The organism is Enterobacter sp. C6 (assembly GCF_008122455.1).
Taxonomy (GTDB): Bacteria; Pseudomonadota; Gammaproteobacteria; order Enterobacterales; family Enterobacteriaceae; genus Enterobacter; species Enterobacter pseudoroggenkampii.
Window position 1 is genome coordinate 40,992 of the sequence record NZ_QPFW01000231.1, and the last position, 17,348, is coordinate 58,339.

At 50.9% G+C, this 17,348-nt stretch carries 21 protein-coding genes; 8 read left to right on the plus strand and 13 right to left on the minus strand.

The genetic code is table 11. The annotated features are described in order from the left end of the window. Nucleotides 1–115 precede the first annotated feature (115 nt). A complete protein-coding gene (locus DOU50_RS14975; RefSeq protein WP_322742063.1) occupies nucleotides 116–682 on the minus strand; it encodes a DUF2778 domain-containing protein in 567 nt (188 codons plus the stop codon). 490 nt (nucleotides 683–1,172) lie between these two features. Between DOU50_RS14975 and DOU50_RS14980 the strand changes: the two genes are divergently transcribed. The 3 genes from DOU50_RS14980 (at nucleotide 1,173) to DOU50_RS14995 (ending at nucleotide 2,700) form a co-directional block, all read left to right on the plus strand. Then, complete coding sequence (locus DOU50_RS14980) at nucleotides 1,173–1,676, plus strand: hypothetical protein (RefSeq protein WP_061715554.1); 504 nt, start codon at nucleotides 1,173–1,175, stop codon at nucleotides 1,674–1,676. Continuing rightward, nucleotides 1,673–1,873, plus strand: a complete 201-nt coding sequence (locus tag DOU50_RS14985) for a hypothetical protein (protein ID WP_048990092.1) — start codon at nucleotides 1,673–1,675, stop codon at nucleotides 1,871–1,873. Before DOU50_RS14980 ends, DOU50_RS14985 begins: the two co-directional genes overlap by 4 nt. Nucleotides 1,874–2,325: 452 nt before the next feature. Further along, complete coding sequence (locus DOU50_RS14995) at nucleotides 2,326–2,700, plus strand: MysB family protein (RefSeq protein WP_014831418.1); 375 nt, start codon at nucleotides 2,326–2,328, stop codon at nucleotides 2,698–2,700. Between the two features lie 6 nt (nucleotides 2,701–2,706). Here the strand turns inward: DOU50_RS14995 and DOU50_RS15000 are convergent, their stop codons facing one another. From DOU50_RS15000 to mdoG, 3 genes are all read right to left on the minus strand, one after another. Then, nucleotides 2,707–2,934, minus strand: a complete 228-nt coding sequence (locus DOU50_RS15000; protein ID WP_048991550.1) for a YceK/YidQ family lipoprotein — start codon at nucleotides 2,932–2,934, stop codon at nucleotides 2,707–2,709. Nucleotides 2,935–3,017: 83 nt separating this feature from the next. Continuing rightward, nucleotides 3,018–5,546, minus strand: a complete 2,529-nt coding sequence (gene mdoH, locus DOU50_RS15005) for a glucans biosynthesis glucosyltransferase MdoH (protein ID WP_048991549.1) — start codon at nucleotides 5,544–5,546, stop codon at nucleotides 3,018–3,020. After that, a complete protein-coding gene (mdoG, locus tag DOU50_RS15010) occupies nucleotides 5,539–7,092 on the minus strand; it encodes a glucans biosynthesis protein MdoG (RefSeq protein WP_021240787.1) in 1,554 nt (517 codons plus the stop codon). Before mdoG ends, mdoH begins: the two co-directional genes overlap by 8 nt. A gap of 254 nt (nucleotides 7,093–7,346) precedes the next feature. Here mdoG and mdoC point away from each other — a divergent pair, with 254 nt between their 5' ends. After that, entirely contained in the window at nucleotides 7,347–8,486 is a 1,140-nt protein-coding gene (gene mdoC / locus DOU50_RS15015; RefSeq protein ID WP_148769674.1) for a glucans biosynthesis protein MdoC, read from the plus strand. 33 nt (nucleotides 8,487–8,519) lie between these two features. On the opposite strand, the gene ymdB is transcribed toward mdoC, so the two are convergent. The 5 genes from ymdB to csgB all read right to left on the minus strand — a co-directional run bounded on the left by ymdB (nucleotide 8,520) and on the right by csgB (nucleotide 10,997). After that, nucleotides 8,520–9,062, minus strand: a complete 543-nt coding sequence (gene ymdB / locus DOU50_RS15020; RefSeq protein ID WP_024908992.1) for an O-acetyl-ADP-ribose deacetylase — start codon at nucleotides 9,060–9,062, stop codon at nucleotides 8,520–8,522. 106 nt (nucleotides 9,063–9,168) lie between these two features. Next, nucleotides 9,169–9,489 (minus strand): type 1 fimbrial protein, encoded by a 321-nt coding sequence (locus DOU50_RS15025; RefSeq protein WP_048991547.1) that lies wholly within the window; start codon nucleotides 9,487–9,489, stop codon nucleotides 9,169–9,171. Between the two features lie 164 nt (nucleotides 9,490–9,653). Continuing rightward, nucleotides 9,654–9,986: a curli assembly chaperone CsgC gene (gene csgC / locus DOU50_RS15030; protein ID WP_032650821.1), complete on the minus strand. Its 333-nt coding sequence runs from the start codon at nucleotides 9,984–9,986 to the stop codon at nucleotides 9,654–9,656. A gap of 61 nt (nucleotides 9,987–10,047) precedes the next feature. Beyond that, nucleotides 10,048–10,500 carry a curli major subunit CsgA gene (csgA, locus tag DOU50_RS15035; protein ID WP_045326932.1) on the minus strand — a complete coding sequence of 151 codons (453 nt, stop codon included), beginning with the start codon at nucleotides 10,498–10,500 and terminating at the stop codon, nucleotides 10,048–10,050. Between the two features lie 41 nt (nucleotides 10,501–10,541). Beyond that, nucleotides 10,542–10,997 (minus strand): curli minor subunit CsgB, encoded by a 456-nt coding sequence (csgB, locus tag DOU50_RS15040; protein WP_148769675.1) that lies wholly within the window; start codon nucleotides 10,995–10,997, stop codon nucleotides 10,542–10,544. 742 nt (nucleotides 10,998–11,739) lie between these two features. On the opposite strand from csgB, the gene csgD reads away from it, so the two are divergent. The 4 genes from csgD to csgG are packed head-to-tail and all read left to right on the plus strand — an operon-like array spanning nucleotide 11,740 to nucleotide 14,081. Then, nucleotides 11,740–12,390 (plus strand): biofilm master transcriptional regulator CsgD, encoded by a 651-nt coding sequence (csgD, locus tag DOU50_RS15045; protein ID WP_024908987.1) that lies wholly within the window; start codon nucleotides 11,740–11,742, stop codon nucleotides 12,388–12,390. Nucleotides 12,391–12,394: 4 nt separating this feature from the next. After that, nucleotides 12,395–12,784, plus strand: coding sequence for a curli production assembly/transport protein CsgE (csgE, locus tag DOU50_RS15050; RefSeq protein WP_148769676.1), 390 nt, complete (start codon nucleotides 12,395–12,397; stop codon nucleotides 12,782–12,784). Between the two features lie 23 nt (nucleotides 12,785–12,807). After that, the gene (csgF, locus tag DOU50_RS15055; RefSeq protein WP_032648919.1) at nucleotides 12,808–13,221 is read left to right on the plus strand and encodes a curli production assembly/transport protein CsgF; all 414 of its coding nucleotides are present in this window, start codon (nucleotides 12,808–12,810) and stop codon (nucleotides 13,219–13,221) included. A gap of 26 nt (nucleotides 13,222–13,247) precedes the next feature. After that, a complete protein-coding gene (gene csgG, locus DOU50_RS15060; protein WP_032648920.1) occupies nucleotides 13,248–14,081 on the plus strand; it encodes a curli production assembly/transport protein CsgG in 834 nt (277 codons plus the stop codon). A 43-nt stretch (nucleotides 14,082–14,124) separates the two neighbouring features. Here csgG and DOU50_RS15065 read toward each other — a convergent pair whose 3' ends face one another. From DOU50_RS15065 to ghrA, 4 genes are all read right to left on the minus strand, one after another. Beyond that, on the minus strand, nucleotides 14,125–14,607 hold the full coding sequence (locus DOU50_RS15065; protein WP_148769677.1) for a DUF1097 domain-containing protein: 483 nt from the start codon (nucleotides 14,605–14,607) through the stop codon (nucleotides 14,125–14,127). Between the two features lie 96 nt (nucleotides 14,608–14,703). Continuing rightward, entirely contained in the window at nucleotides 14,704–15,258 is a 555-nt protein-coding gene (locus DOU50_RS15070) for a TorD/DmsD family molecular chaperone (protein ID WP_029740002.1), read from the minus strand. A 21-nt stretch (nucleotides 15,259–15,279) separates the two neighbouring features. After that, nucleotides 15,280–16,017 (minus strand): phosphatase, encoded by a 738-nt coding sequence (locus tag DOU50_RS15075; protein ID WP_024908981.1) that lies wholly within the window; start codon nucleotides 16,015–16,017, stop codon nucleotides 15,280–15,282. 84 nt (nucleotides 16,018–16,101) lie between these two features. Next, nucleotides 16,102–17,040: a glyoxylate/hydroxypyruvate reductase GhrA gene (gene ghrA, locus DOU50_RS15080; protein ID WP_148769678.1), complete on the minus strand. Its 939-nt coding sequence runs from the start codon at nucleotides 17,038–17,040 to the stop codon at nucleotides 16,102–16,104. Between the last annotated feature and the right edge of the window lie 308 nt (nucleotides 17,041–17,348).

A 17,348-nucleotide genomic window follows, 5' to 3' on the forward strand; every position in this document is an offset into this window, starting at 1 on the left:
ACCGAAAGTACTATAGGCGGTATCCATGACCCATTGCGTTAGTCCATTGAGAGGCTTACCGAAACTTGATAGCCACCATGCAAAGACAATACAGATACTGTATATGGCCGCATTCTTAACGAATCCTGCACTTCGCATAGTCGCTCCCCCCTTGCACATCAACATAACCATATGCCATCAATCCAGTCCTTGATCCTGGTACTTTAACCTTTTTAGTACGGAGCAACTGACTACGTACAGTATAGAAATCGGGTCGATTGACAAAAGTAATACACCCCTCAGAGAAACCAGAACCATCCGGCCTGAGTGGATGTAACCGGAAACTACCACGCGATACACCGTTAATCATTATGCTATCTGTCATGGTTTGAGCACTGAAGAGTGCAAACCATTCGGAGTGGTCATTACCTGTGATTGTATCAACGCCCCATGCCCGGATCTTATTCAATGTAGAGCCAGTTGGCCTATCAACTATCCAGTACCGTCCAGTAGGTATTGCACTGTTTGGTAAGTACGCACAGTTGGGATCATTGGTATATGGGTTTTGCCCACTGAATGCAGAGAAAGTTCCTATTCCATAGACGTGTAATTTGGCATAGCCATTTTTATCAATGTCGTCGTATGTCATCCTCATTATTTGCATTTTGTTTTCCCTGCTGTTTGCATAGGGCGATTCTATCATGTGTCGAGTAATCGAACATCACCACTATAAGGTAGGTAAGTACGCGAAGGGATTCAACAGCCCGCAACCCTGACAAGGAGCAAGGCGACGCGTAATTACTCGCAAAGACTTTAGGTACGTAGTACCGACCCCAATCACTTTGATTCAGTACTATCATCTGTCGAGCAAAGTGAGTAATAACGCCTTGCGGGTTTTCGAGTACTGGCGTGACCTGCCTCCATCGGTAGATACATCTTGTTTATTATTCGGAGGTTTATTACTGTTATGTGGAATATGGATAGGGAGAAACATGGGAAGGATTCATGAGCTACAACTCGCTTATACTGAACAAACTTGATGCTGATCGCTACATGGCTAACCTGCTGGATAAAGCCTTGCTGGTGTTCAACAGCAAGCCGTACAACAGGCTCATTTAATATACTCTGGGGTGGAAAGGCTTTCGTTGTATAGCTCGTGCTTCCTCGACAACTACCAGGAAGTATGTACACGTTTGAAGCAAGAAGATAAGAGGTTCTTGAAGGCTCTTGTAGTACTCGTAAAACATCATGACACTATAAGAGAGATGCTTGAAATCTATATCAACTATATGTTTGAAAATCTCTCAGACCAGCGCATCAGGAACATTACGTTAATCTTGTCTAAAGCAGGAGCTGGGTTTACAACTGCCACCCTTACCAAGTTTACCATTGCGTACACTATCGCTACGTTAGCGGCTTCAAGTCTTTCAATGCAAGTATCGATCTCCTCGGCACTCACCAAATGGTCAACGCGTGGTGTAGCTGCGGCGGGAATATATGGGTACGCACAGGTAGCTTCACAGGCTGCGGAACGTCTTTTATATAAACATAGTCGGTACTATAGAGATCTCTATAATCGTGATCTGGAAATGTTATACTTCCTGGTTGAACCAATAATTGATCGTGTTGACGTACACAACCAATACCAAAAAAGCGATAACGATATTGTTTCTGATATTCTTAGGATAGTACGATGAAAAAAATGTTTAGCGTGTGGTGGCAGGAATTAGTTAGGCTTGTTATGCAAGTTTATATACCTATTGGTTTAACTATTATTTTCGGTATGCTCGCCGTCACCTTTTGGGAAGATTATGCATTAATATCTACTGTTATATTCCTGATAGTTGCATTTATTGTCAGTGATCGTTTATTCAAACCAAAAAAGAAGCGTTGATATGGAATCAAGAAAAAGCCCCGCTTAATGGGCAATGCCGTTCAGTTAAGGAGCGGTTGACCGATTCTTTACCGCGGCACTATAACGGCTTCCACTACAGGGAGCCGTTTTCTTATGCCATTTCTCAACGACCTGCTCGTTTTCAGCGACGGTTCGCCCATGTCGTCGTCTGCCGCCATCGGAGATGTCAGTACTGGTGAATACCGTCAATCCAAAAACAATTAGAGCACATGTGTGGAGATCTGGAAGCGGTGTTCATAACAAAACGCCTCCAGCCATTAAGGCCGAGGGCAGTTAAGATGTCAAAAATCCGTTACGCGGTGAACTCTCGTGCCGCACCGCTTAAGTGGGCGGCATTGAATGTGTGACGTCTTATTTTCACATTCATACTTGCAGAATCTTATATTCAGCTATTCTTTCCCTGAAACCTTCTGGAAAACAGGGAGACACCAATGACCATGTACGCCACGCTGGAAGAAGCTATTGATGCCGCTCGTGAAGAGTTCCTCGCCGACAACCCCGGCGTTGATGAAGAAGATGCTGACGTGCAACAGCTTAATATCCAAAAATACGTTCTGCAGGATGGGGATATTATGTGGCAGGCCGAATTCTTTGCCGATGAAGGTGAAGAAGGGGAATGTTTGCCGATATTGAGCGGTGAAGGTGCGCAGGCCGTCTTCGATGGCGACTATGACGAAATCGAACTTCGGCAGGAATGGCTGGAAGAGAACACGCTACACGAGTGGGATGAGGGCGAGTTTCAGCTCGAGCCACCGCTGGATACGGAAGAAGGTCAAACCGCAGCCGATGAGTGGGACGAGCGTTAATTTACGCTATTCGTAAGGGCCATGGCTGGCATCAATCGGCAGCAACAGCGTGTCGAAAATCAGCGAAAACGGCAGATCGAGCATGGTCAGGTAACGCCATGCGGAATCACGGAGATCCCATTTTACCCCCGGGTAATACTGATTACCGTGGCCTTGCCCTGGAATGGTGCGACTGATGATACTGCCGCAGCCGCTGAGCAGGCATGCCATCATGACGACGATGATTATTCTCATCTCTAACCTCTAAAAAAATACCGGCCTCGCAGCCGGTATTTTATCTGGCGGGTAGCGCTTCGCTACCCGCCCTGCTTAACGACTTACTTCGCCTTCAGTGCAAGCGGATTCAGCTTCACGCCCTTATAGTAGTTCACCCACGAAGAGTATTTCTCCGGAGCGGACCACACGCGGTAGTGAAGACGCGCCATGGTCACCGGGTCGCTCAACAGCACCAGTCGACGGTCGCGGTTGAGTTTTTCCGGGGTCTCGTTAAGCGCCTGCTCAACGTGACGATCGCGGGCAATCTCCAGCACCTGGCTGGCACGGTGACGCGCAGTGGCCATCGCCGTTGCCAGGGCGTTGAATGACGGGTTAAACACGGCGTGCATAAAGCCGTCATCCAGCGTGCGATTGCGGTTCTGCTCGAGATAACGATCGGTATCCACCAGCACCTGCGGCGGGGAATACTCTTCCGGGATCAGGAACAGTTTCCAGCGTTTGGTCCGCAGCCCCACCGTTGAACGGCTGGAGATCACGGAGACAAACGGCGACAGGATCAGCGAGAAGACAATCGGCGCCAGCCAGAACAGGAAGCGCAGATCCAGCCAGGCCATCCCGGCCGCCCACACCAGACCCAGCAGCAGCTGAGAACCGTGGCGCATAAAGGCTTCGCTCCACGGCGTGGAGTCGTCATCACGCTGCGGTGAGTTCCAGACCACTTCCCAGCCCAGGAACGCACTGACCACAAATACGGTGTGGAACAGCATACGCACCGGTGCCAGCAGCACGGAGAACAGCACTTCCAGCAGCAGTGAAAGGGTCACGCGGAAGAAACCGCCGTACTCTTTCGAGCCTTTGCACCAGATCAGGATGATACTGAGCAGCTTAGGCAGGAACAGTAGCACCATGGTGGAGGCAAACAGCGCAATCGCCAGCTCCGGACGCCACTGCGGCCACACCGGGAACAGCTGTCGCGGTTGCAGGAAGTATTGCGGCTCCGTCAGGGCATGGACGACCTGCAGTGCAGTGGAGAGCGCAAGGAACATAAACCACAGCGGTGCGGAGAGATAAGACATCACGCCCGTCAGGAACACCGCACGGTGAACCGGGTGCATCCCTTTAACAAGGAACAGACGGAAGTTCATCAGGTTACCGTGACACCAGCGGCGGTCACGCTTGAGCTCGTCCAGCAAGTTCGGCGGCAGCTCTTCGTACGATCCCGGCAGGTCGTAGGCAATCCAGACGCCCCAGCCAGCACGACGCATTAGCGCCGCTTCCACGAAGTCATGCGACAGAATAGAACCGGCAAACGAACCCTCGCCCGGCAGCGGCGCCAGCGCACAGTGCTCAATGAACGGCTTCACGCGGATAATGGCGTTGTGACCCCAGTAGTGCGACTCACCCAGCTGCCAGAAGTGCAGACCCGCGGTAAACAGCGGTCCGTAGACACGGGTGGCGAACTGCTGGCAGCGCGCGTAAAGGGTGTCCATGCCGGACGCTTTCGGCGAGGACTGAATGATACCCGCGTTAGGGTTGGCTTCCATCAGACGCACCAGACCGCTCAGGCAGTCACCGCTCATGACGGAGTCCGCATCCAGCACGACCATATAGCTGTACTGATTACCCCAGCGACGGCAGAAGTCATCGATGTTACCGCTTTTACGCTTCACACGGCGGCGGCGACGGCGGTAGAAGATCTGCCCTTCGCCCTGCACTTCTGCAATCAGCTCCATCCACGCTTTTTGTTCTGCAACGCAGATATCCGGGTTGTAGCTGTCGCTCAGGATGTAAACGTCAAAATGCTCCGCGTTGCCGGTCGCCTTTACGGACTCCCAGGTCGCGCGCAGGCCCGCAAATACGCGGTCAACGTCTTCGTTACAGATAGGCATAATCAGCGCGGTACGGTGCTCGGGATTGAGGGGTTCATCCCCGACCGTTGACGCCGAAATGCTGTATTTGTCACGCCCCATCAGCAGCTGCAGGAAGCCCATCAGTGCAGTCCAGAAACCGGCCGAGACCCAGCAGAAGAGAACCGCGAACAGCAGAAGGATGCCGCTCTGCAGAATATACGGCAGCAGCTGCATGAAGGAGACCCAGAGATCCTGGCCCATCATGTCCGTCGGGTTGATGAACGCCCAGCCCTGATAAGGCAGGATGGTTTTCATGTACCAGGTCGCGACGACCGTCTGCGCCAGCGTCAGAAGCAGCAGGATATAGCGACGGATGGTCCCCACGGTACGCCATTTCTGTTCGGACGCCTGCTCTTCTTTTGTCAGGCGCGACAGATAGCGCGGCGTCACATCACGCCCGCGCAGGCGATCCCAGAAGCGGCCCACCGGGTTGGTGCGCCATGGATCGGGGAACATTGAGGAACGCGTGGCCTTCGGCATCGCCTGCAGCTGATCGCGCCCTTCGTCGTCTTTAATCAACTGCCCTTCCGCCAGCGAGTCCGGCCAGGCCTGCTCCAGACGCGCCTTGACTGACCCGAGCGGCGTATCATCATCACGGGAAAACTGACGATGTTCACCATCCAGCGCGGTGTGAACCGCGCGGATGTCGCTCTTAGGCAGTGCCGCTTTTTCGATATCCGTCAGCGGCATGGCATCAATATATTCAGATGTATTATTCATTGGCAGGTAGCTGATAGCTCCAGGTTTCACTCAGCGGCTGATCGTTACTGACCAGCGCAGCACGCATTTCAGTGGTCTGTTTCGGATCTTTCACTTTCACGCGCAGGGTCAGACGCCAGCCTTTGGTTACCGGGTTGTAACGCACGGTATTCTCAACGATTTCACCGTTATCACCGATGCTGGCCTGAGCGGCAACGGCGGTGTCCGGCGACAGTTTCTTCATATCCTGGCCGGTGAAGTCCACGACAAACGCCACGGTCCCGTCAGGCTGACGGATAAGATTAGACTGCTTCACATCACCCGTTGAGCGGCGAGTCTGCATCACATACGCGTTATCCGGCGCATGCAGCTTATCTTCATCGCGGCTGAAGGTAATGGTGTACTTGAAGTTCATCTCTTTACCGGCTTCCGGCAGTTGATCCGGTGTCCAGTAAGCGACGATGTTATCGTTGGTTTCATCGTTGGTTGGAATTTCTACCAGCTCGACCTTACCTTTACCCCAGTCACCGTTTGGCGTGACCCAGGCGCTTGGACGCTGGTCATAACGATCGTCCAAATCTTCAAAGCGGGAGAACTGACGACCACGCTGCAGCAGGCCGAAACCTTGCGGGTTTTCCATTGCGAAGCTGCTAACCGCCAGATGTTTCGGGTTATTCAGCGGACGCCAGATCCACTCACCGTTACCGGCATGAATAGACAAACCGTTGGAATCATGCAGTTCCGGGCGGAAGTTGGTTGCCGGAGACGGCTGGTTCGGCCCAAACAGGAACATGCTGGTCAATGGTGCAACGCCCAGTTTGCCCACTTTATCACGCAGGTAAACCTTGGACTGCACGTCAACTACCGTGTCACGACCCGGCATAATCACAAAGCGATAGGCGCCGGTTGCACGCGGGGAATCCAGCAGCGCATAAATGGTCAGACGTTTGTCCGTTGGTTTTGGACGCTCAATCCAGAACTCACGGAAACGTGGGAACTCTTCACCTGATGGCAGCGCGGTATCAATAGCCAGTCCGCGCGCAGAAAGCCCGTATACCTGCCCCGCGCCAATGACGCGGAAATAGCTGGCACCCAGCATGCTGACGATTTCGTCGTTTTTATCTTTGCTGTTGATCGGGTAAAGCACCTTGAAGCCAGCGAAGCCCAGGTCTTTCACCGTATCTTTATCGTGTTGCACATTGCCAAAATTGAAATAATCCGGGCTGTACTTAATCTTACGAACCGCTGTCGCCGTCACTTCATTGATGGCAACAGGCGTGTCGAAGTACATACCCTGATGATAAAATTCAAGCTTGAACGGGGTTTTGATATTGCTCCAGTACGCTTTATCGTGATTGAACTGGATCTGCTGATAGTCCGCATACTTCATGTCGCGGAAAACGGAGGGCAAGTTACTTTTCGGCGCTTCGTAGCTCTTGCCTGCCATCGATTTTGCCTGTTTTGCGACATCGTCGATGTTAAAGGCCAGTGCCGATGAGGTATACAGTGACAACACCACTGCAGCACCCAACCAACGCATTTTCATCATCTGTGGTTTATGTTTCATAATAAGTAAGCACTTCCCCCTTTGTGTGCTTATATCGATCCGATCCATTTTAATGGAAACTCAGGCAATCCGACAACATTATCACTGCTTTGTTCAGCTGCTGGCTCAGGGATTAAGCAAATGAAAGAACCCGCTATTCACTTTGCGTGCTTATCCTGGAGACAGGGTGTCGGTCTTGGTGTAGGGTTGCCTTCGAATGTAACCATTATGAGTCTTAGGGATAAGACGAAAAGTCTGAGAATGCACAACGTTATATGAGCACAACACCAACAGAACGTGAATATTTCCTCGACTCGATCCGGGCATGGCTGATGCTATTGGGGATCCCCTTTCACATTTCACTGATTTACTCCAGCCACACCTGGCACGTGAATAGCCAGATGCCCTCCTGGTGGCTGACGCTGTTTAATGACTTTATTCACGCCTTCCGTATGCAGGTGTTTTTCGTCATATCCGGCTATTTCTCTTACATGCTGTTTCTGCGATACCCGCTCAAGCGCTGGTGGAAAGTGCGCGTAGAGCGCGTGGGGATCCCCATGTTAACCGCCATTCCGCTGCTGACGCTGCCCCAGTTCATTATGTTGCAGTACGTGAAGGGTAAAGCGGAGAACTGGCCGAATCTGACGCTGTATGAAAAGTACAACACGCTGGTCTGGGAGCTGGTGTCTCACCTGTGGTTCCTGCTGGTCCTGGTGGTGCTCACAACGGTGAGCCTGTTGATTTTCAGCCGCCTGCGCCACCACCTGAGTTCGAAGGCCGACACCTTTTTCGCCAACGTTACGATGGGCAAATTGTCAGTGCTCTTCTTGCTGTTGGGGATTGCCTATGCCGCCGTGCGACGGACCCTGCTTATCGTCTACCCGCCGATTTTGAGCGACGGGTTATTTAATTTTGTGGTGATGCAGTCGCTGTTCTACATTCCGTTCTTCTTAATCGGCGCGCTGGCGTTTATTCATCCGAAGCTTAAATCGCTGTTTGTCACCCCGTCACCGTGGTGCGCGCTGGGAGCCACCCTCGCGTTCGCGGCCTATCTGCTGAATCAGCGCTACGGAAGCGGCGACGCCTGGATGTATGAAACGGAAAGCGTGATCACGATGCTGTTGGGCCTGTGGATGGTGAATGTGGTATTCGCGCTAGGCCACCGTTTGCTGAACTTTAAGTCCCACCGCGTGACCTACTTCGTTAATGCTTCGCTGTTTATCTATCTGGTGCATCACCCGTTGACGCTTTTCTTCGGGGCTTATATCACACCGCACATCGCTTCCAACACGCTGGGCTTCTTTACCGGGCTGGTGTTTGTTGTGGGGGTGGCGATCGTACTCTACGAAATCCATCTGCGGATCCCGCTTCTGCGTTTCCTCTTTTCAGGAAAACCGCAGGCGAAAGCCTCTTAGAACACGCGGCGCACCGGATGCGCCGCGTTTGCTTCAGCTTTCCAGCTCTTGTCTGCGCTGAGTCAGAAGCCGCTGATAAAGATGCGTGGTGTCGTCGTCGAAACAGACAAAAATCACCTTCTCCGGCAGCGGTTTTAACGACAGGTAGCGGTAAACGGTTTCTACGGCGATCGTTGCGGCGGCGGCCTTAGGGTAACCATACACGCCGGTGCTGATGGCCGGGAACGCCATCGTTTTATAACCGTTGTCGGCGGCCAGCCGTAAACAGTTCCGGTAAGCCTCTTCCAGAATACTCGCTTCGTGCTGGTCCCCGCCATGCCAGACGGGCCCTACGGCATGAATAACCGCTCTGGCAGGCAGATTGCCCGCAAGCGTAATCACCGCGTGACCGGGAGGACATTCGCCCTGCTGTTGCCGCACGGTTTTACAGGCTTCCAGCAGCTGCGGTCCGGCAGCCCGGTGGATAGCCCCGTCCACGCCGCCTCCCCCCATCAGGGAGGGATTGGCCGCATTGACGATAACGTCGACGTGCATGGTCGTAATATCGCCATGAATAATGTCAATTTGCGGTTTCATAAAGCCCCTCTGCGACCCGCCTTTTTCTTAAGTGTATCGCAGAGGAGACCGGGAGAAAAAACTATCAGAAAAAATCCTCTTCCACCGCTGGGCGGGAGAGTGCGCATTAGCGATACTGGATTTCGACAACCGCGAGCGTTTTTTCAGGATTAAGGTATTTCATATTGAGCGTCGCCAGGTTTGAGTCACTCACTTTCCCGTTAAGCGCCTCTTCATAGCTCACCATACGCGTTTGCATACGGTTATTATCTGGACATGACATTGCAAACTGTTGCTTCTGGGGAGTGACTTCACAGGGGTCTGCGACAATGGCACCGCGAAAATGAATGACACCACCGTCAACAACTGTGGCCGAATAAGCCGGGATACTCAAAGCAGAAACGACCAGACCCAGACCTGCCGCGAGTCGAGCAAAATAGTTATTCATTATAGGTACTCCTCAATGAAAATCGTCCATGAGGGGTAAACGCGCTCCATTTATTACGGCAAACGAAGTCTCACGTTAAGGAACATAATGACCAGGTCCCTGATATCAGCATAGCTCAACGGCACAGACCCGCCACATTCGCAACATATTGATTTCATGAATATTTAGATCGAACTTCCCGCCGGTGACCACTGTTGTGATAAATGAAGCGATTTTCCATCTGAAACGGTGACCACGATTTTTACCGTGTCTCCTGCGTTAATATTTAAACTCAGGCGCATTAAATCAATCGTCTGATTAGCGGGTATAAAAAGGGTATTTTGCTGTCGGGACGAACTTTGTCCCCCCTGCCCTTCCCGAACAGAAACAATTTGAACCTGACAATCACACGATTGCGCCAGAGTGACCTGCGGAATAATGGTGGTCATGTTTTCCTGCTGCGACGTTTTGAACGTTATCTGACTGGAAAGCGCGGCGAGTAGAATTAAAGTATTCATGATGAACTCCCGAAAAAAAACAGGGCTGATGCCCTGTTTTTTTGTAGCACAGATTTCAGTATCAGTACTGATGAGCTGTCGCGTGGTTACCAAAACCGATCTGGGTAACGTTAACAGTTGAGTTGGACGCAGTCTGGTCTACGAGTGCACCGTTAAAGCCGCCGGACTGGCTAACATTCATGACGGATTTTTTACTGTTCCACTGATCAAGTGTTGCACTGTTGCCAAACCCATTCTGGGTCAGGTTGATTTTACTGTCATCAGAACCCTGACCAACGTCAGCGCCGTTACCGCCACCTGTCTGGCTAATATTCAGGACAGAATTTCTGGCGTCTGTTTGCAGAGCAACCGCGGAGTTACCGCCACCATTCTGATAAATATTCAGGGTTGAATTTGGGCCACCGTATCCGCCATGACCATGCCCATGACCCCAGCCATCCTGATTAATCAGACCAGCCATAGCACTACCAGAAACTACGATTGCTGCAAGCGCTGCCACTTTGAAAAATTTCATGGTAAACCCCCGTCGGATTGATTAAAGTCGTCGCGAAAGCGCTAATGTTGAATAACGTTAATCGCCATTTGCGACTGTTTCTGCACTACAACTGCGGTTTTCTGCGTACCGTACTGCGTAATATTTGCTCTATTACCCGACCCTTGCTGGATAATTTTCGCGCTATTACCGTATCCATCTTGCGTAATACCTGCATCATTCCCGTTACCGCTCTGATCGATCCAGGCTATATTGTAAGCCCCTGATTGATCGACTCTCGCTCTGTTGCCTACCCCATCCTGGGAAACAATGGATAAGAGTTTTGAACCGTCCTGGCGAACCTGAGCGTCATTGAAAACGCCCCGTTGACCAATAATGGCTGCCTGATTTAGTGATGAAAGACTTAATTCGTTAACCGCAAAGTTATATTCAGCATTTGCCAAATCTGAATTAGCCGCGGTTACAAATCCAGGCGCACCCAGTAATGTAAACATCACAATTAACGATGTGTTTTTCATGTTGTCACCCTGGACCTGGCTATTTAATTACTCCATGTTTAAACGGCTCGCATGGTGTTAACGCGTCGTTACGGTGAAGAGTATGTCCGCTGAAACATTTTAAATATCTCACCCGCGCGGCTTATTTTTATTTTTCGGGTCACCACAAAGTCGTAATTTACAGTAAAAATCACTTTAATCAGGCCTGCTTATATTTTTTAATAAAGGTGTGTTGTGAAAGGGTTGTACAACGAGACAAAGGCTGTCCACGCTTCCTCCCGGGTTGTTTAAACGTAACGGCAGGAAACATTTTTCTCAGTGCGTGACACAGAGCCTCTTTTCTTAAGCCAGACAGTCGCTCATTCCTGGGCTTAGAAATCATCTGAAACTCATACTTAATTAGCTCTTTACAAAAATAACAAATATTCTTAATAATCATATTATTAAAAATATTTGTATGATTTTTAAAATCTGTGCATCTCTATTTAGGTGTACAACTTTCTCATCAATTCTCACCATTCCAAACAACCAAATTTCACAAATTAATATTGAATTTTACATCCAGTTACATGTTTAACACTTGCTTTAAACTTCGTAAAAGCTAGATTGAAATTAGATGTACGAAATTGGTTTTATATTTACCTCCCTGTGGAGGTTATGGTCTGATTCTACACACAGCAGTGCAACATCTGTCAGTACTTCTGGTGTCCTCTTTTAAACTGGAGGACAGCTGCCAGGTGCCAAAATAAAGTGGGGTTTCATCATGTATAATGAAGTCCATAGTTTACATGGTCATACATTACTGTTGATCACAAAACCTTCTTTGCAAGCGACAGCATTATTACAACATTTAAAGCAATCTTTATCACTGAGCGGGAAATTGCATAATATTCAACGTTCTTTTGATGATATTGCACCTGGCAGCATCATTCTTTTCGATATGATGGAAGCTGATAAAAAGCTTATCCATTACTGGCAGGATATTTTAAGCAGAAAAAACAATAATATCCGCGTGCTATTGCTGAATACACCTGATGAATATCCTTTCAGAGATATTGAAAGCTGGCCGCATATCAATGGCGTGTTCTACGTCACGGAAGAAGAAGACCGGGTGGTAGAGGGGCTGCAAGGTATATTGCGCGGAGAGTGTTATTTTTCGCAAAAGCTTGCCAGCTATCTCATCACGCACTCCGGAAATTATCGCTATAACAGCTCAGAGTCAGCACTGCTCACGCACCGTGAGAAAGAGATCCTGAATAAGTTACGCATTGGTGCTTCAAATATTGAAATCGCCCGTTCGTTATTTATCAGCGAAAATACGGTAAAGACGCACCTTTATAATCTTTTCAAGAAGATAGCTGTGAAAAACCGAACTCAGGCGGTTTCGTGGGCAAACGATAACCTCAGGCGTTAATCACATGAAGCGCACGTTGAGTTGGATCGCCGCAGCGGGTTTCCTGCTCGCTGCTGGGAATCTGAAGGCCGTCGAGGTCGAAGTTCCCGGATTGTTAACAGACCACACTGTCTCATCGGTCGGGCACAGTTTTTACCGTGCCTTCAGTGACAAATGGGAAAGTACATACACGGGTAATATAACAATCAACGAGCGGCCCAGTGCACGATGGGGAAGTTGGATAACAATAACGGCTAATCAGTCCGTTATTTATCAAACGTTTTTATTCCCGACCAAAATGGACTTCGATAAAAACGTAGTCTTAGCACTGGCACAATCAGAAGACGCTATTAATCGCCTGCAAATAGATAAAGCCCTATTAAGCACCAGCGATTTAGCAAAAGACGAGTTCTAGCGAACCGATATGCGGAGGCTGTCATGCGTATTGCATATGCAGTTGTTTCGATAATGCTGATCACACCCATCAGCTGGGCCGGAAACATGACGTTTCAGTTCCGTAACCCTAACTTTGGCGGTAACCCTAACAACGGCGCGTTCCTGCTGAATGAAGCTCAGGCGCAAAACTCCTATAAGGATCCCAGTTTAAAGAATTTTAGCGTTGATACCCCGTCCGCACTGGATAACTTCACGCAGGCCATCCAGTCGCAGATTTTAGGTGGTTTGCTGACCAACATTAATACCGGTAAACCCGGGCGGATGGTGACCAACGACTTTATCGTTGATATCGCCAACACGGACGGACAGCTGCAGTTGAACGTGACCGATCGTAAAACCGGAAAAATCTCCACCATCCAGGTTTCCGGTCTACAAAACGATTCAACTAACTTCTGAACAACAACGAAATAAGGACAACAATCATGCAGCGCTTCCTGATATTTGTTGCAGTGTGCTTATTGAGCGGTTGTTTAACTGCTCCACCTAAAGAAGCTGCAAAACCAACATTAATGCCTCGGGCCCAGAGTTATCGTGATTTAACGCATTTACCTGCTCCAACGGGAAAAATATTTGTCTCCGTGTACAACATTCAGGATGAAACCGGGCAATTCAAACCTTACCCGGCAAGTAACTTCTCCACGGCAGTGCCGCAGAGCGCCACCGCGATGCTGGTTACGGCACTCAAGGATTCGCACTGGTTTATTCCGCTGGAACGTCAGGGGCTTCAGAACCTGTTGAATGAACGCAAAATCATTCGTGCCGCCCAGGAAAATGGCACCGTTGCGGACAATAACCGGACGCCTCTGCAATCTCTGGCTGCAGCGAACGTAATGATTGAAGGATCGATTATCGGCTACGAAAGTAACGTTAAATCGGGTGGTGCGGGCGCGCGGTACTTCGGTATCGGTGCGGATACCCAGTACCAGCTTGACCAGATCGCCGTTAACCTGCGTGTGGTTAACGTCAGTACAGGCGAAGTGCTCTCTTCGGTGAACACCAGCAAAACCATTCTGTCTTATGAAGTTCAGGCTGGGGTATTCCGCTTCATCGATTACCAGCGTTTGCTGGAAGGTGAAATCGGCTACACCTCTAACGAGCCGGTCATGATGTGTCTGATGTCAGCCATTGAAACCGGCGTGATCTACTTAATTAACGACGGTATAGACCGCGGGCTGTGGGATCTGCAAAACAAAGCAGACGTGCAGAACCCGATACTGGTGAAATACCGCGATATGTCAGTCCCTCCGGAATCCTGACAGGAAGCGCATAAAAAAGGCGAGATGATTATCTCGCCTTTTTTTATTCACTCACTGCCGTGATGTTTTGCGCTTTTTCCCGCCGCGATGCCAGCCATAGGCCGCTGTTTTTCATGGCATAGCCAAACAGCAGCCCCAGCGCCAGTGAAGGGAGCACCAGCTTCCAGTCACCCTGCCCTGCAAAGGTCGCGCACGCCCCCATAAAGGTTCCCGGCACAAATGAAAGCAGCAGATGCTTAGCCTGGATGCACATTAAAAAGGCGACGACGCCCGTCATGACGTATCCCAGAATTTCCAGATGCGGCGCCAGCGCGCTGCCTTTCATGATCACCAGCGCCCAGATAACGCCGCTCATCAGCGTGCAGCCTGAGATAAAGAGCCCTTTGACTCCCCCCTGCGGACAGGCGAAATAGGCGGTACAGCCGAGGAATCCGGCCCAGCTGAGCAATCCGAGAGACACGGCTACCCATCCCCAGAGCCCGGAGAGAATACCTGTCGTTATTGCGATACAAAGTAATATGTTCATGGCGCGCATCTTAGCAGAAGCGCACCATAGAAATGAGATCATCAGCACATTACATGCAAAATGAATTGATGAGTTGCAGAATTTATGTGACTTAAATCACTCCTCGTTCTCTTCTTCCAGCTCATCCCACATTGCCGCGATAGCGTCGCGGGTCAGCGGCGCCAGCGTTCTCCAGAATGGCGAGGTGGCATGCGCTTCAACTTTACCCAGGAACGTCCCGACCCACGGCAGCAAGTACGTTTCGAACAAGGTTTCAATGGCTTCGTTCTCATCATCACCGGCGTTATCTTCGATCCAGGACGCTGCCAGCAGCAGCGTACCGATATGATCGGCTGGCGTATCGCTCAGCGGCATACCGCGGGTGGAGAGGAAAGCACGGACTTCCGCTTCCGTCGCCCCTTCCTGCCAGGCAGAACGGTATGGCGAAACGCGGCACTCATCGCCGACAAACAGCGCATTGTAGTCGGTCGCAATCTGCTGCATGTCGCAGCTTTTTTGCAGACGTTCCAGTAAATCATCCTGTTCCAGCGGCCAGTTCTGCGCCAGTTTACCTTCACGAATTAACGTAAAAAGTGGCACCAGCAGCGGGTCTTGCGGCTGGCGATAATAGAGCGTACCCAGCACGCGGCAGAGGATGGAAAACTCGTTCATTTTTATGATTCCATTACACAATTAAAGATCGGCAAATTCGGCAATCGGTTCCATTCCGCGCGACTCGAGGAAATCGAGCATGCGGCGTGGGGTCACGTTCAGGATTTGCGCTTCCGGGAAGTTAACATCATTCAGCACTTTCAGGCACTCGCTGAAATCACCCAGCGTAAACGCGGTATGAGAGTCTGAGCCCAACGCCACCATGCCACCCGCATCACGCACGGCGGCCGCCACGGCGCGACAGTTGTCTTCGCTGCCCTTACGCGAGTGAACAAAGGAGGAGTTATTAATCTCCAGCGCCACGCGGTGTTTTGCTGCCGCCTGCGCGACAGCCTGAATATCAATCGGGTACTTCGGGTTACCGGGGTGGCTGATAATGTGCACATTGCCGCTGGCGATAGTGGCAATCATCGCCGCGGTGTTGGTCTCTTTATCCTGAGGCGGGAAAACCGGCTCATGGAAACCGGCGAGAATAAGGTCCAGAGACGTCAGCATCGGGCCGGTGCAGTCGATCTCACCGTCGATATTTTTGATATTCGCCTCAATGCCGCGCAGTATCCCAATGCCGTCCACCAGACGTGGCCAGATCCGCATATTCACAAAATGCCAGTAGTGCGGCGCATCCGCCATGTCCGGACCATGATCGGTGATCGCGAACAGCTTAATACCTTTAAGCTTCGCCTGAGCGATATAATCATGGAGGTTGCTGTACGCGTGGGTGCTGGCGACGGTGTGCATATGCAGGTCAACGGGATACATCTCTTTCTCCTCTGCGGTTTTTCCAAAGGATAGCAGTTATCAGCGGCGAATATTAGCAAAAACCCGGCGAACGCCGGGTTTCTCTCAGTAGCCGCGCTGTCTGTCGACCTGTCCGGTGACCGCGTTGCCCTTTTCCATTTCGCTGATGGTATGGGATATATAGGCCACCGCTTCTGCCGGACGCGTCACGGCAGCCACATGTGGCGTCATCGCGACGCGCGGGTGCTTCCACAGCGGGCTTTCAGCGGGCAGCGGTTCACGGCTATAGACGTCCAGCATGGCACCTTTTAGCTTTCCGTTGTCCAGAGCCTTCAGCAGATCGCCTTCCACAACATGAACTCCGCGCGCCAGGTTCATCAGGTAGCTCTGATCGACGAGCTGATTGAGCAAGGTTTCATTGATGATCCCTACCGTTTCCGCCGTGTTTGGCAGCAGATTGATCAGCACGCGCGTGCCGTTCAGAAAGGCCGGAAGCTCATCCGTTCCGGCAAAACTCTCGACGCCCGGATAGTCCTTGCGACTACGGCTCCAGCAGCGCAGCGGGAAGCCCCACGGAGCGAGTGCTTCTGCCACTTTTGAGCCCAGCACGCCCGCACCGAGGATGCCGATCGTAAAGTCTTCGCGACGATACTCAGGCAGCGGCTCCCAGTGGGCCTGCTGTTTAAAGGCCTGATAGTCATCAAAGCGGCGGAACCAGTGCAGCACCTGGCTGACGGCATATTCCTGCATTTGCTGGCCCATTCCGGTATCTTCGAGACGGAACAGCGGGATATTTTCAGGCAGCATTTCGGGATGCGCTTTCAGTTTACTGAGGATCGAATCAACACCCGCGCCCAGGGCGAAAACCGCCTTCAGCTTGCGGCCCTGCAACATCTCAACCGGTGGATGCCAGACCAGCGCATAGTCGGCATGTTCATTATCGCCACGCTTCCACTCGCGAACGCGTGCGCCGGGTAACGCCGCCGTAATCGCCTTGATCCAGTATGCCGTATCAAACGTGGGGTGATAGAAGAGTATATCCATAGTTATTCCTGCCTTTTATTGCGCTGTTTTGTTTTCATTTTCAAGTGGATTGCCAGCATAACAAATTTATCAGGAAACCGCGTTGCTGATAAAAGAGGCGCTTTGTGCACATTTAGGAATCAAGTTGCCTGAAGTTTGTCTAAATACGCTAAATTACTGAAAAAGTGGGTTGACGCCAGTTCGGCTTTTCCTTACATTAGCGCCCGTCCCGGCAACAACGGGATGACAATATGGTGAGGTGTCCGAGTGGCTGAAGGAGCACGCCTGGAAAGTGTGTATACGGCAACGTATCGGGGGTTCGAATCCCC